Annotated in this window: 15 protein-coding genes; 8 read left to right on the forward strand and 7 right to left on the reverse strand. The window is 59.3% G+C overall.

What is annotated here, in order from left to right; translation table 11 throughout:
• Positions 1-10 precede the first annotated feature (10 nt).
• A complete protein-coding gene (locus FS804_RS12920; RefSeq protein WP_144577021.1) occupies positions 11-199 on the reverse strand; it encodes a hypothetical protein in 189 nt (62 codons plus the stop codon).
• 158 nt (positions 200-357) lie between these two features.
• On the opposite strand from FS804_RS12920, the gene FS804_RS12925 reads away from it, so the two are divergent.
• From FS804_RS12925 to FS804_RS12940, 4 genes are all read left to right on the forward strand, one after another.
• Positions 358-555: a hypothetical protein gene (locus tag FS804_RS12925; RefSeq protein WP_186376818.1), complete on the forward strand. Its 198-nt coding sequence runs from the start codon at positions 358-360 to the stop codon at positions 553-555.
• 41 nt (positions 556-596) lie between these two features.
• A complete protein-coding gene (locus FS804_RS12930; RefSeq protein ID WP_063948102.1) occupies positions 597-788 on the forward strand; it encodes a hypothetical protein in 192 nt (63 codons plus the stop codon).
• An 18-nt stretch (positions 789-806) separates the two neighbouring features.
• Complete coding sequence (locus FS804_RS12935; protein ID WP_063948101.1) at positions 807-1,097, forward strand: DUF3175 domain-containing protein; 291 nt, start codon at positions 807-809, stop codon at positions 1,095-1,097.
• A gap of 123 nt (positions 1,098-1,220) precedes the next feature.
• Positions 1,221-1,403, forward strand: coding sequence for a hypothetical protein (locus tag FS804_RS12940; protein ID WP_144577023.1), 183 nt, complete (start codon positions 1,221-1,223; stop codon positions 1,401-1,403).
• A gap of 83 nt (positions 1,404-1,486) precedes the next feature.
• Here the strand turns inward: FS804_RS12940 and FS804_RS12945 are convergent, their stop codons facing one another.
• From FS804_RS12945 to FS804_RS12955, 3 genes are all read right to left on the reverse strand, one after another.
• Positions 1,487-2,932, reverse strand: a complete 1,446-nt coding sequence (locus FS804_RS12945) for an NAD(P)(+) transhydrogenase (Re/Si-specific) subunit beta (protein WP_144577024.1) — start codon at positions 2,930-2,932, stop codon at positions 1,487-1,489.
• 20 nt (positions 2,933-2,952) lie between these two features.
• Positions 2,953-4,527, reverse strand: a complete 1,575-nt coding sequence (locus FS804_RS12950) for a Re/Si-specific NAD(P)(+) transhydrogenase subunit alpha (protein WP_144577025.1) — start codon at positions 4,525-4,527, stop codon at positions 2,953-2,955.
• A gap of 190 nt (positions 4,528-4,717) precedes the next feature.
• On the reverse strand, positions 4,718-6,601 hold the full coding sequence (locus FS804_RS12955; RefSeq protein WP_186376791.1) for an MFS transporter: 1,884 nt from the start codon (positions 6,599-6,601) through the stop codon (positions 4,718-4,720).
• Between the two features lie 498 nt (positions 6,602-7,099).
• On the opposite strand from FS804_RS12955, the gene FS804_RS12965 reads away from it, so the two are divergent.
• Complete coding sequence (locus FS804_RS12965) at positions 7,100-8,134, forward strand: aspartate-semialdehyde dehydrogenase (RefSeq protein ID WP_063948095.1); 1,035 nt, start codon at positions 7,100-7,102, stop codon at positions 8,132-8,134.
• A gap of 219 nt (positions 8,135-8,353) precedes the next feature.
• Positions 8,354-9,169, forward strand: a complete 816-nt coding sequence (locus FS804_RS12970) for a lytic transglycosylase domain-containing protein (protein ID WP_063948094.1) — start codon at positions 8,354-8,356, stop codon at positions 9,167-9,169.
• Between the two features lie 177 nt (positions 9,170-9,346).
• Here the strand turns inward: FS804_RS12970 and FS804_RS12975 are convergent, their stop codons facing one another.
• Together FS804_RS12975 and pdxY are read right to left on the reverse strand one after the other, a co-directional pair.
• Complete coding sequence (locus tag FS804_RS12975) at positions 9,347-9,988, reverse strand: carbonic anhydrase (protein WP_144577026.1); 642 nt, start codon at positions 9,986-9,988, stop codon at positions 9,347-9,349.
• 171 nt (positions 9,989-10,159) lie between these two features.
• The gene (pdxY, locus tag FS804_RS12980; protein WP_144577027.1) at positions 10,160-11,035 is read right to left on the reverse strand and encodes a pyridoxal kinase PdxY; all 876 of its coding nucleotides are present in this window, start codon (positions 11,033-11,035) and stop codon (positions 10,160-10,162) included.
• A gap of 270 nt (positions 11,036-11,305) precedes the next feature.
• Between pdxY and FS804_RS12985 the strand changes: the two genes are divergently transcribed.
• Positions 11,306-12,766: a phosphatidylserine/phosphatidylglycerophosphate/cardiolipin synthase family protein gene (locus FS804_RS12985; RefSeq protein ID WP_063948091.1), complete on the forward strand. Its 1,461-nt coding sequence runs from the start codon at positions 11,306-11,308 to the stop codon at positions 12,764-12,766.
• A gap of 13 nt (positions 12,767-12,779) precedes the next feature.
• Positions 12,780-13,625 carry an endonuclease/exonuclease/phosphatase family protein gene (locus tag FS804_RS12990; protein WP_144577028.1) on the forward strand — a complete coding sequence of 282 codons (846 nt, stop codon included), beginning with the start codon at positions 12,780-12,782 and terminating at the stop codon, positions 13,623-13,625.
• A 32-nt stretch (positions 13,626-13,657) separates the two neighbouring features.
• On the opposite strand, the gene FS804_RS12995 is transcribed toward FS804_RS12990, so the two are convergent.
• Entirely contained in the window at positions 13,658-13,855 is a 198-nt protein-coding gene (locus FS804_RS12995) for a hypothetical protein (protein WP_186376792.1), read from the reverse strand.
• Positions 13,856-14,013: the final 158 nt, after the last annotated feature.

Raw genomic sequence — 14,013 nt, forward strand, 5'->3', positions numbered from 1 at the left:
CCCTGCACCCTCAGCCGAACTGCCGCAGATACTGGGCCTGTTTTTCAAGTCGCGTGGCGAGTTCGGAAATACTCATATTCGTGGCACATAAATGGATGGCGCATTCCAGAAACTGCAGGGACGAGCGTCTGAGAAAGTCCTGCTGTTGCTCGTAAGCAATTCTGGAGATGCGATCGGACTTATCGGGTCTATCCGTCATCGTCGTGGTCCCTCTGATTGAATTTCTCTGCCGCCTAACCGGTGCAACCCGCAATGGTTTCGAAAAAACTTGGCCTCATCGCACCCTGCGTTCTGCGGAACATCACCTCAGCAAAGAGGTTGGGTGGGTTCGCAACTTAAATGGAGGCAGCGATGACCATTAAATCTCCGCGAGACGGTGCGCCTGGCACCACCGACCAATCGCCGCGCTGGGAAGGGCCGGAGGAAAACCGGCCGAGAGGTTACATGAAACCGTCTGACGATCCTGAGCACGATCGCGACGCCGTTGGCGAGAACCTTAAGGATCCACGCAAGAAGCGCGTCTCGGACGCGATGAAAACGCGCGATGACCAATGATCCGGCGGCCTGACCGCCGTCATCGATGACAGGAGGAAGAGATGTCCACGTCAACAAAAACGCCGGCCAGCATCCGACAGGGTGGGCCGGGCGCATCGCATGAAAATGCAAAGGAGCCGCTGGAAATCAAGAAGCCTCCCGCGGACAGCGACAAACGCTCGAAGAGCCACGTTTCCGGCGGCGGTGGCGAGCGCGACAGTCACCACACCCACGATCCCGGCCGAAAATCATGATCGTTCGGGAGAAGCACAATGAAAAAGGCGAAGAAGAAAAAGAAATGGTCGCAGAAAGTGACCAGGGAAAGCGATGCGCTTGACCTTGAAAAAGAGGTCTTCACAAAGGAGGACCCCTCGCAGATCGCCCGATCGCTGAAGGCCTCGGCAGAACAATCCGACAGGCGCAAGGCAAACCCTTTCCGGTCGGCCATGTCCATGCTGGTCTTTTACATCAACCGGGCCGGTCGATCGCTGCCGAGAAAACGAAAGGATGTGCTGGAAGAGGCCAAGGACGAACTTCGCAAGGAATTTGGAAAGCAGCGATGAGGGCCTGTCGCGATCTCACGAAATGTTAAAAAAAATCCGGAACTCCTGCCGCGCCGAATGGTTCGGTTGAGGCGTCTCACGGAAGGCGCGAGTGACAAAATCACCAATATGAGGAGACATACCATGGCAAATCAGGGTGGTACGCACGAACAGCATGTGAAGGCCGGCCAAAAAAGCCACAAGAACAGCGACAGCGGTTCCAAGTCGGCATCGGCCTCCTCCGGCAATGGCGACAATGGCAAGACCCGCGGCGGATCACATCAGCAGCATGTTAAGGCGGGTCAGCAGAGCCACAAAAACTCCTGACGCTGAAGATATATGAAATCCCCGCGTTGACAGCGGGGATTTCTCTATTGTAATGGCCCGCTCCCGTTTCGCGGGGGGGGCTTTTACTTGATCAACGGCAGAAGATCGTTGATCGACTTTTTCGCATCTCCGTAGAACATGCGCGTATTGTCCTTGTAGAACAGCGGGTTCTCGATGCCGGAGTAACCTGTGCCCTGGCCGCGCTTGGAGACGATGACGAGTTTCGACTTCCACACTTCCAGAACCGGCATGCCTGATATGGGTGAGTTCGGATCGTCCTGGGCTGCCGGGTTGACGATGTCGTTCGAGCCGATGACGATGACGACGTCGGTGCTTGGGAAATCGTCGTTGATCTCGTCCATTTCCAGCACGATGTCGTAGGGCACCTTCGCTTCGGCGAGCAGCACGTTCATGTGGCCGGGAAGACGGCCGGCCACCGGATGAATGGCGAAGCGCACGGTCTTGCCGTCGGCGCGCAGCTTGCGCGTCAGTTCCGACACCGCGCTCTGGGCCTGTGCCACCGCCATGCCGTAACCGGGTACGATGATGACGCTGTCGGCATCGTTGAGTGCCGCGGCCACACCTTCGGCGTCGATCGCCACTTGTTCCCCCTCGATTTCCATCGCCGGGCCCGTCGTGCCGCCGAAGCCGCCGAGGATGACCGAGATGAAGGAGCGGTTCATCGCCTTACACATGATGTAGGAGAGGATCGCACCCGAGGAGCCCACCAGCGCACCCGTGACGATCAAGAGATCGTTGCCGAGCGTGAAGCCGATGGCGGCGGCCGCCCAGCCGGAATAGCTGTTCAGCATCGAAACGACGACCGGCATGTCGGCGCCGCCAATGCCCATGATCAGGTGATAGCCGATGAAGAATGCGGCCAGCGTCATCAGCACCAGCGTCCATGCGCCGGCACCATTGCAATACATGATGAGCAGCACCAGCGACAGGATCGCAGCACCGGCGTTCAGCAGATGCCCGCCCGGCAGTTTCTTCGCCTTGCCATCCACCTTGCCGGCAAGCTTGCCGAAGGCGACGACGGAGCCGGTGAAGGTGACCGCGCCGATGAAAACGCCGAGGAAGACCTCGACCTTCATGATCGCCAGTTCCACCGGCGTCTTGTGGGCGAGGATGGCGGAAAAGCCCGTCAGTAGGGAACGTGCGGTTTCGTCGAGCGAGGCGACATGGGCTTCCTCGATATGGGCGTTGAAGCCGATGAAAACGGCGGCAAGACCGACGAAGGAGTGAAGAGCCGCCACAAGCTGCGGCATTTCGGTCATCTGCACGCGGCTTGCGACGAAGTAGCCGAGGACGGAGCCGCCGGCCAGCATCAGGAGCACGACGAGCCACTGCCCGACGCCCTTGCTGATTTCAGGGCCGAAGACGGTGGCGACGATGGCGAGACCCATGCCGACGATGCCGTACCAGACGGCACGCTTGGCGCTTTCCTGTCCGGAAAGGCCGCCGAGGGAAAGGATGAAGAGAACGGCTGCGGCAACGTAAGCCGCGGAAACAATACCAATGGTCATTTACTTAAATCCTCGCACGCTCAGGACTTCTGGAACATGGCGAGCATGCGCCGTGTCACGAGGAAACCGCCGACGATGTTGATCGTCGCGATCAGGACGGAAAGCGAGGCAAGGATCACCACCAGCCAGTTGCCGGAACCGATCTGCAGCAGCGCGCCGATGATGACGATGCCGGAAATGGCGTTGGTGACGGCCATTAGCGGCGTGTGCAGCGAGTGGCTGACATTCCAGATGACCTGGAAGCCGACGAAGCAGGCGAGCACGAAGACGATGAAGTGGCTCATGAAACTTGCCGGCGCATAAAGACCAACGAGCAACAGGATGGCCGTGCCGGCGACCAGAAGCCCGACCTGGCTCTTCGTCTGCGCCTTGAACTCCGCCTTTTCCTTGGCGTGCTTTTCCTCCGGCGTCAGCTCTTTGGCTTTTTCCTTCGGCTTCTGCGCGGCAATGGCCTGGATCTTCGGCGGCGGCGGCGGGAAGGTGATCTCGCCCTGATAGGTGACGGTCGCGCCCCGGATGACGTCGTCTTCCATGTTGTGAACCGGCTTGCCGTCCTTTGCGGGCGTCAGATCGGTCATCATGTGGCGGATGTTGGTGGCGTAAAGCGTCGAGGCCTGCGTTGCCATGCGGCTCGGGAAATCGGTGTAGCCGATGACGATGACGCCATTGTCGGATACGACGCGCTGGTCGGGAACCGTCAGGTCGCAATTGCCGCCGCGCTCGGCGGCGAGGTCGATGATGACCGAACCCGGCTTCATCATCGCCACCATGTCGGCAAGCCACAGCTTCGGGGCGTCGCGGCCGGGGATCAGCGCCGTGGTGATGACGATATCCATCTGCGGGGCGAGTTCGCGGAATTTCTCCAGCTGCTTCTCGCGGAATTCCGGCGAGGAGGGGGCGGCATAACCGCCGGTCGCTGCACCATCCTGCTGCTGGTCGGCAAAATCGAGATAGACGAATTCCGCGCCCATGGATTCGATCTGCTCGGCCACTTCAGGGCGCACGTCGAAGGCATAGGTGATCGCGCCGAGCGACGTGGCCGTGCCGATGGCGGCAAGACCGGCAACGCCGGCGCCGATGACCAGCACCTTCGCGGGCGGCACCTTGCCGGCGGCCGTCACCTGACCGGTGAAGAAGCGGCCGAAATTATTGCCGGCCTCGATGACCGCGCGATAACCGGCGATATTTGCCATGGAGGAGAGCGCATCCATCTTCTGGGCGCGGGAGATACGCGGCACCATATCCATGGCGATGACGTTTGCGCCCTTTTCCTTCGCCTGTTCCAGAAGGTCCTTGTTCTGGGCGGGATAGAAGAACGAGATCAGAGTCTTGTCCGAAGACAGGCGATGAATTTCCGCCATTTCCGGCGGGCGAACCTTGGCGATGATATCGGAGCCGCTGTAAAGCGCGTCAGCACTGTCGACCACCGTCACGCCGGCTGCGCGATAGGCGTCGTCAGAAAAGCCGGCCGCCTTGCCCGCCCCTGCCTCGATGACGCACTCATAGCCGAGTTTCTGCAAAGCCTGCGCGCTGTCAGGCGTCATGGCGACCCGCGCTTCACCTTCATAGAGTTCTCTTGGTGTCCCGATTCTCAAAACTGCTCTCCCATTCCCGTCCTGATAAGCCGTCATAGCCCATTTCGGGCGTTTTTGTCTTGTTATTGCTGTTTCTACCTGCGGCGGATTGACAGGCCGGAAAAGCCCATTTTGGGCCATGGCGGTACGGCCGCAACAAAAAACCCGGCGCCGAAACGCCGGGTGATTTCCACAGTCTATCGGGTGTCACTCAATCCATGGCATGGATATCGCGATCCTTGGTTTCCGGCAGGAACAGCAGGCCGATGACCAGCGTGATGCCTGCAAAGATGATCGGATACCAGAGGCCGTAGTAGATATCGCCCTTCGCCGCGCTCATCGCAAAGGCCGTGGCGGGCAGAAGACCGCCGAACCAGCCGTTGCCGATGTGGTATGGCAGCGACATGCCGGAGTAGCGGATGCGGGTCGGGAACAGTTCCACCAGCAATGCTGCGATCGGGCCATAGACCATCGTCACGTAGATGACGAGGACGGTCAAAACCGCGATGATGACGACCCAGTTCACGGCAGCCGGATCGGCTACCATCGAGAAGGTGCCGCCGCCGGCCACAGTGTAGACGGCCATTTCGGCTGCACCACCGGTTTCGGCCGGAGTGAGCAGCTTGTCAGCCACCAGCTTGTCGGTCGCAACCATCTTCTTGTCGGCGGCGCGAACGGCATCGGCATTGAGGTTCAGTTCCGGGTTTGCGGCAATGAAGGCGTCCAGTTTTGCGTCAGGCACCTGTGCCGCGCCGCGCACCAGCGGGTAGCCGCCATCGTGAAGCGCCATGTTGACCTGCTTCTGGAAGGCCCTGTCCTTGGCTGCGGCATCCGCGCCAGCGGCGACGGCGTCGTAGCTGGTGATGGTGGCGTCGCCGATCTTGACGGTGGCCGGCTGGCCGGCCGGCCCCGCGACCACGTCATAAGGCACGGAATTGCGCGTCAGGAACGAGGTTGCGATATCGCAGGATGTGGTGAACTTTGCCGTTCCGGTCGGGTTGAACTGGAATTTGCAGTCGCCGGGTGCGGCGCTGACGGTGGCGCGAACGCTGGACTGCGCCTGTGCAAGCGCCGGGTTACCGGCCCAGGTCAGAGCCTTGAACAGCGGGAAGTAGGTCAGCATGGCAAGGATCAGACCGGCCATGATGATCGGCTTGCGGCCGATCTTATCGGACAGCCAGCCGAAGATGACGAAGAAGCTGGTGCCGAGAATGAGCGCTGCCGCCACCATGATGTTGGCGGACTGGCCGTCGACCTTCAGAATGCTCTGCAGGAAGAACAGCGCGTAGAACTGGCCCGTGTACCAGACAACGGCCTGACCGATGACGGCGCCGACAAGCGCGATGAGCGCGATCTTGGCGTTTTTCCACTGGCCGAAAGCTTCGCTCAGCGGCGCTTTCGACGTCTTGCCCTCTTCCTTCATCTTCTTGAAGGCAGGAGATTCGTTCATCTTCAGACGGATCCAGACGGATACGCCAAGCAGCAGAACGGAAACGAGGAAAGGAATGCGCCAGCCCCAGGCAGCGAAAGCTTCCTTGCCGAGTGCAAACTGCACGCCGAGAATGACCACCAGCGACAGGAACAGGCCGAGCGTCGCCGTCGTCTGGATCCAGGAGGTGTAGTAACCTCTGCGACCATTGGGGGCATGCTCGGCAACATAGGTTGCAGCGCCGCCATATTCACCGCCAAGCGCCAGACCCTGCAGCATGCGCAGAACGATCAGGATGATCGGAGCGGCGATGCCGATCTGCGATGCGCTGGGCAGCACGCCGACGAGGAAGGTGGACACACCCATGATGAGGATGGTGATGAGGAAGGTATATTTACGTCCGACGATATCGCCGAGCCGGCCAAAGACCAGCGCGCCAAAGGGGCGCACGAGGAAGCCGGCGGCAAAGGCCAGCAGCGCGAAGATGTTACGCGTCGTTTCCGGATACTGGCTGAAGAAGTTCGCGCCGATGTATATCGCGAGCGAACCGTAGAGATAGAAGTCGTACCATTCGAAGACCGTTCCGAGAGAAGAGGCGAAAATCACCTTCTTCTCTTCACCCGTCATTGGACGGGCGGCGGCGCTTACGGCTGCAACATTTGCCATTGTCTGTCCTCCACAGATGTCCCAATCGACGCACTGCGGAGCCCAGCTCTCTCCTCTGGACTCAACCTTACGGCTGCAATGCGCGTGACAGCAGAGTGACAGAAAATTAACCCCAGTAAGAGCGATGCTTTCGGATTATGACTTTAGTCTAATGTGAAGCATCCCGAATATGTCGCGGGGCGGCTTCACGCCTGCTTCAGCCGGCGCCTTTTCCCTTGACAGGAACGAGAAACCTTCTAATAGCTTCTCGCGAAGAAGGAGCATCACCTTGCGCATGCATGTTGCAGACATGTTCGTCATGGAAGGACCGGCACAATCCGCCGGCGATGATCCGCGTCTTTCTTATTCTATCCGAATTACGGCCAAAACGACGATTAAAACCGTCTAACGTCTCTGGCCACCGCTCTCTCCCCGGTTTGGCTGGGGATCGAGGAAGCCGCGATATGATGCGGGTTCCCACCTCACCAAAAAGAGGAGAGACAGAAAGAGAGCTTGATCATGGGTTTCAAAGTTGCAATTGCAGGCGCCACCGGCAACGTCGGTCGCGAAATGCTCAATATCCTGGCCGAACGCGGTTTTCCCGCCGATGAAGTCGTGCCGCTCGCTTCCGCCCGCTCGCAGGGCACGGAAGTCTCCTATGGCGACCGCACGCTGAAGGTTTCGAACCTCGAGAACTACGATTTTTCCGACACGGATATCTGCCTGATGTCGGCCGGCGGCGATGTTTCCAAGAAGTGGTCGCCAAAGATCGGCCAGCAGGGCTGCGTCGTCATCGATAACTCGTCCGCCTGGCGCTACGATCAGGACGTTCCGCTGATCGTTCCGGAAGTGAACGCCGATGCGGTTGCAGGCTTCACCAAGAAGAACATCATCGCCAACCCGAATTGCTCCACGGCGCAGCTCGTTGTTGCGCTGAAGCCGCTGCATGATTTCGCCAAGATCAAGCGCGTCGTCGTTTCCACCTACCAGTCGGTGTCCGGCGCAGGCAAGGAAGGCATGGACGAACTGTTCCAGCAGACCCGCGCCGTTTTCGTGGCCGACCCGGTCGAATCCAAGAAGTTCACCAAGCGTATCGCCTTTAACGTCATTCCGCACATCGACGTCTTCATGGAAGACGGCTACACGAAGGAAGAATGGAAGGTTCTGGCCGAAACGAAGAAGATGCTCGATCCGAAGATCAAGGTGACCTGCACGGCGGTGCGCGTTCCTGTCTTCATCGGCCATTCGGAATCGGTCAATATCGAGTTCGAAAACGAGATCACCGCCGATCAGGCCCGTGATATCCTGCGCGAAGCACCGGGTTGCCTCGTCATCGACAAGCGCGAAAACGGCGGTTACATCACGCCGGTCGAATCCGCCGGTGAAGACGCGACCTACATCTCGCGTATCCGCGAAGATGCGACGGTGGAAAATGGGCTCAACCTCTGGGTTGTTTCTGACAACCTGCGCAAGGGCGCAGCTCTTAATGCCGTCCAGATCGCCGAACTGTTGATCAATCGTGGTTTCATCAAGCCGCGCAAGGCCGCTGCCTGATCAACGATACGATTTTTTAAGGTTCGTTAAGTATAACCCGTCTGTTCTGTGTGGGGCAGGCGGGTTTTATAATTGGCGAGATCACGGCCAGTTTATTTGCAGGCTTTGCTGTCGAAAGGCAATTTAGGCCGCCAAAAGGCAGTTTTGGCACCTGAACCATGCAGTATAATGGTTTGGTTCTCGGGAAAACTCTCCCAAAAACATCGAAGGCAGATTTAGATGCGGGCAATGAAGGCAATTCTGGCTGGTGTGGCCATGGTCTCGGTTCTGGCAGCGACGCCGGTCATGGCGGCGCAATGCGGCAACACCTCCGCGGGTTTTGAAGCGTGGGTCGGCGCCTTCAAGCAGGAAGCGGCGGGCCGCGGCGTCAGCGCCTCTGTGCTCGATCGCGCCTTTGCCAACGTAACCTACAATCGCGCCACGATCAGCGCCGATCGCGGCCAGCACAGCTTCAAGCTCTCCTTCGAACAGTTCATGCAGAAGCGCGGCGGTCAGACGATCATTTCGCGCGGCAAGACGATGAAGAAGAACAATGCCGCGCTCTTCGATTCCATCGAGCGCGCCTATGGCGTGCCGGCCGGTCCGCTCCTCGCCATCTGGGGCATGGAAACGGGTTTCGGCAGTTTCATGGGTAAACAGCACACGCTGTCGGCCGTTTCGACGTTGGCATTTGACTGCCGTCGTTCGGATTATTTCACCGAGCAGCTTTATGCCGCCCTGAAGCTCGTCGGCAGCGGTTCGCTGAATGTCAACGCCAAGGGCGCCGCACATGGTGAAATCGGCCAGACGCAGTTCCTGCCGTTGAACGTGGTGCGCTACGGCGTGGATTTCGACCGCGACGGCCGCATCGATCTTGTCGGCTCGCGCGCAGATGCGCTGGCTTCCACCGCTAACTTCCTCGTCGGCCATGGCTGGCAACGTGGTGCGGGTTACCAGCAGGGGCAGGCGAATTATGCCGCCATCCAGGGCTGGAACGCCGCAAGCGTCTATCAGCAGGCCATCGCCTTCATCGGCAAGGCAATTGACGGCCAATAAGGCGGCTTCCCACGCGCGAATTCTCACTTCCGTCATGCCGGACTTGATCCGGCATCCAGTCACGGCGCGTCTGCGCCGTGAAAGGGTCTTTGGCGATCAAGGACTTGATCGCACTGGACCCCGGATCAAGTCCGGGTGACGAAGTTGAATGTTATTGGCGGAGACTACACGCCTTAATCACAGATCGGGGCGGCGAAAGTCGCCGGTTTTGCCGTCCATCACCCACAATTCGCCGGTCGAAATATCGAACCATGCGCCGTGCAGCTTCACCTTGCCGGCGGTTTCCTGTGCCTTGACGAAAGGGAAGCCGCGCAGATTGGTGATGGAGTTGCGGATGGAAACGCGTTCCAGCGCCGTCTGCCGCTCGGAGGCGGTCATCACATCGTTGCTCTGGATTTGCGAGGCGGCCGACTTGACCAGGTTCATCCACTTGCCAATGAAATCGCCGGGCGACAACGGCTCGAGATTGGGATCGAGTGCTGCCTGGATGCCGCCGCAGCGGCCGTGACCCATGACGACGATGTCCTTCACCTTCAGAACCTGAACAGCATATTCGATGGCGGCGGAGGTTGCGTGATATTGCCCGTCGGGCTCGAAGGGCGGCACCATGTTGGCAACGTTGCGGACGACGAACAACTCTCCCGGTCCGCAGTCGAAAATGGTTTCCGGTGCCGAACGGGAGTCACAACAGGCGATGAACAGCGTTTGCGGTTTCTGTCCGGTTTCCGCCAGAACGCGGTATCTTTCGCGCTCATCGGCATAGCGGCCGCTCATGAAGTTCTTATAGCCGTTGAGAAGGTTTTCCGGAAAATCTTTCATCTATCGCAGTACCGTTGTGGTTGGACCGAGATCAAGAGAGGAACTCGGTGCGTTGAAGACCAATCCGTTGGAGCGTTTTCGCTTTTTTAAGCCGTAAAACCGCCCCAACTCCCTATGTGCCGCATTCCGGTTGGAAAACCCGCCCCGATTTTCCTGGAGATGCTCTGCCCGCTATTTGCGCCTGCTGCGCGAAGGATGCAAGAGATGACGCATCTGCACCATGGCCATGGGTGTGGAGAGACTTGACGAGTCGGTCTCCAGCGTCAGTTCGTTCATGTCGCGTTTTTTGGTGCGGGCGAGGACTTCGAACACGCTGGCGGTTGCCAGCTGCAGCGCCTTTTCATCGTCCAGACCCTCCAGCAGGCGGGCGAGGAACAGCGCCGACATCAGGTCGCCGAGGCCGTTCGGTGCATTTTCGATGGCGCGGTGTTCGGCGAGAAGCGCATGGCGGCCGCTGAGATAAAGATTGCCGGTGCCGCCCGTCATCATCGGTACGGCCGAGGTGACCAGCATTTTCGGCGGGCCGAGGGCGAGGGCGGCATCCATGATGGCATTGTTGGTCTCAAGCTCCGCGCCACTCATCCACGCCAGTTCGTATCGGTTAGGCGTCGCGACAGTCGCCAGCGGAATGAGCTCGTCGCGGATGGCTTCGGCGGTCTCGAGCGGAATATAGAGCCCGCCGAGATCGCCCATGACCGGATCGCAGGCGTAGATCAGCGCCGGGTTCTTTTCCTTGAGGTTGCGGATCAGCCTTGCGGTGGAGCGAACCTGCGCGGCGCTGCCGAAATAGCCGGTCAGTACGGCCTTAACCTCGCCTATCCATCTGGCGTTTTCGAGGTCGCTCATTGCCTTGTCGAAATCGTCTTCCTGAAAGCGCATGCGGGTGGAGGGGCCGTGCCCGGGATGCCAGGGCATGACGATGGTCGGCACCGCCCAGACCGGATAACCAAGCGTCTCCAGCGCAAAGACGGCGGCGCGGTTGCCGACGGAGCCACGCATGACGTGGCTGGAAATGACGATGACGGCACCCTGCGTATTGTCCTGCATCACGGCCTTCTTGCTTTCATACGTCGCAGAAATCCCGCAAGAACCCCTGCCCAAAGATCAAGATGCGCTCTCATGACATATCGCACGTCCGGTTTCCACCCTTATTCCCGCAAGGGTCGGTCCCGCTAAAGCATGGCGGGGGAGGGCATGTCGACGACGCCGGAGAGCTGCCGCGTTGCAATCAGGTGGGCACCTCTATGTTTTTGTTTATGCAACGGCATATCGGAAATCCGCGTTACACTTTCCCGGTCGATACCCTATAGTCGTACCATGCTCGATCTCGTCATTGCCTATTGGCCTCATATCCTTGCCGTCCTCTCCGTTATCATGGGTACCGTTGCGGCCGTGCATGCCACGATGACCAAGGAAGAAGTTCGCTCGGCGCTCGGCTGGGTTGGCGTTATCGTCTTGTCGCCGATCGTCGGCGCCGTCATCTACGCGATTGCCGGCATCAACCGCATCCGCCGATCCACAATCACGCAGCAGCGGTCCTTCATGCAGGACGAGATCATGGATCGTGTCGCGCGGTTCGACGCCGGCGGCGATCTGGTTGCCGAGCGGGTGGGGCGACGCTTCGCGGCGATGAAAATCCTTGGCGACCGGGTGACCCGCCACGCGCTGACGACGGGTAACAGCATCGAGCCGCTGGTGACTGGCGATCTCGCTTATGAAGCCATGCTGGAGGCCATCGAACAGGCGAAACGGTCGATCATCCTCGAAACCTATATTTTCGACAATGACCGGATCGGCATGCGCTTCGTTGCAGCACTGGAGAGGGCGCAGCAGCGGGGAGTCGAGGTTCGGGTGCTGATCGATGCGGTCGGCGCGCGATATTCGGTGCCGAGCATTCTGCCGACGCTGCGCGAAAAAGGCATCGTCGCAGCGGTCTTCAACGGCAATGTCATCATGGGCCTGCGCCTGCCCTATGCCAATCTTCGCACCCACCGCAAGATTCTCGTTGTGGACGGGCGCGTTGCCTTCAGCGGCGGCATGAATATTCGCGAAGGATTTACACGGGAATTCGCCGGTGAGAGCCAGTCCCATGACACGCATTTCAAGATCACCGGTCCCGTGGTCTCTGATTTTTTCTCGATTGCTGCGGAAGACTGGCGCTTCACGACCAAGGAAGTGCTGGATACGGCGGTCTGGGATATCGCGATCCCCGACGGCATACCGGGCTCGCAACTCATTTCCCGCGTTTGCTCGTCCGGGCCTGACAAAAGCATCGAGACCAATCACAAAATGCTGACCGGCGCATTTTCCATTGCGCGCTCGTCCATTCTCATCATGTCGCCCTATTTTCTCCCGGATCGCGAGCTTATTTCAGCGCTCATAACAGCGGCGCGGCGCGGCGTGGTCGTGGATATCGTCGTGCCGAAGAGCAACAATCTGGTACTGGTGGATCGGGCCATGACGGCGCAATTCGATCAGATGCTGCGCAATTATTGTCGCATATGGAGGGCGACCGGACCATTCAATCATTCGAAGATGCTGGTGATCGACGGGCGGTGGAGTTACATCGGGTCCTCCAACCTCGATCCGCGCTCTTTGCGACTGAATTTTGAGATTGATCTAGAGGTGATGGACGACGGCTTCGGCCAGACCATCAGCCAGACGATTTCGACGGCACGCGACGCTGCAATACCTGTGAGACTGAGCGAACTGAAAGCGCGTCCATTCGTTGTTCGTTTCGTGGAACGGGTTCTGTGGCTTGCCTCGCCCTATCTTTGAACGGAGATGACGTGTGAAAAAAGACGGCATGCTGGAAAACGAAAAAGCGGTGTTGGCCAGAAACACCAGCCTGCCTGCCTTCGTGATGAACTCGCTGCGCAATCACCGCCAGCGGCAGAATGCCAAGCCTGAGGAAAAGGCCCACCAGTTTCCCATCATCGCTTCCTATAACGTCCACAAATGTGTTGGCCGCGACCGCAAGTTCGATCCCGATCGCACGAGCCGCGTCATTCAGGAAATCGGCGCCGACATCATCGCGCTTCAGGAAGCGGACAGCCGTTTTGGCGAGCGCACCGGCCTGCTCGATCTCGCCCGGCTGGAACGGGAGAGCGGGCTGGTGCCTGTCCCCGTGCAACCGGGGGTGAAGGCGCATGGCTGGCACGGCAATGTCGTTCTGTTCAGGGAAGGCGCGGTGCGCGACGTGCACACGCTGAAGCTGCCGGGGCTTGAGCCGCGCGGCGCGCTGGTCGTGGAACTTGATCTGAAAAACGGCAGCGTGCTGCGTGTCATCGCTGCCCATTTCGGTCTTCTGCGGCACTCCCGCGCCCAGCAGGCGAAAGCCTTGCTTGGCCTTCTGGAAGCACGCGACGAATGCCCCACCATCCTTCTCGGCGATCTCAATGAATGGCGCCTCGGCAATGGCTCGTCGCTCAATACGTTCCGGGATGCGTTCGGCGCCCTGCCGCCGGCGGTGCCGAGTTTTCCGTCCAACCTGCCGGTGCTGGCGCTCGACAGGATCATCGCCAATCGAGAAGGGCTGATCGAGCAGGTGGAGGCGCATGACAGCGCTCTGGCGCGCATCGCCTCCGACCATCTGCCGCTGAAGGCGGCGGTGCGGACCGACCTGCTGGCGGCCTGAATTTGTCGGCTATTGATGCACTTTGGTGAGCCTCAGGCCACCGTCATCTGGCCGCTGCGCGAGCGGGCTTCCAGCAACGAGGTTCGGATGGCTTCCATCAGACGCTCGCGGTTGTTCCGGATCTTGCCCCTGTCGAGATTTTGCGCGGAAAGCGCGAGGTCGAGACCCTCATGCATCACGATCGAATAGGCAACGGTCGTCGCCCAGTTCTCGTAGTCCTGCTCCATCATGCCGCCCCTGAACTAAATCATTTAGTCCGAATCACCCTGCTTTTCAATTTATCACAGAATTTTAACTAAAAAAGCGCGCCTTTTCTTAAAGTTCCGCCCGGCTAGGGCGTCTATATTTCATTCCAAAAGCTTCGGCACTGAGACGTTGTAGCAGGATT

Origin of the sequence: Agrobacterium sp. DE0009, from assembly GCF_007680755.1 — a bacterium.
In the GTDB taxonomy this organism is placed as follows: Bacteria; Pseudomonadota; Alphaproteobacteria; order Rhizobiales; family Rhizobiaceae; genus Agrobacterium; species Agrobacterium tumefaciens_B.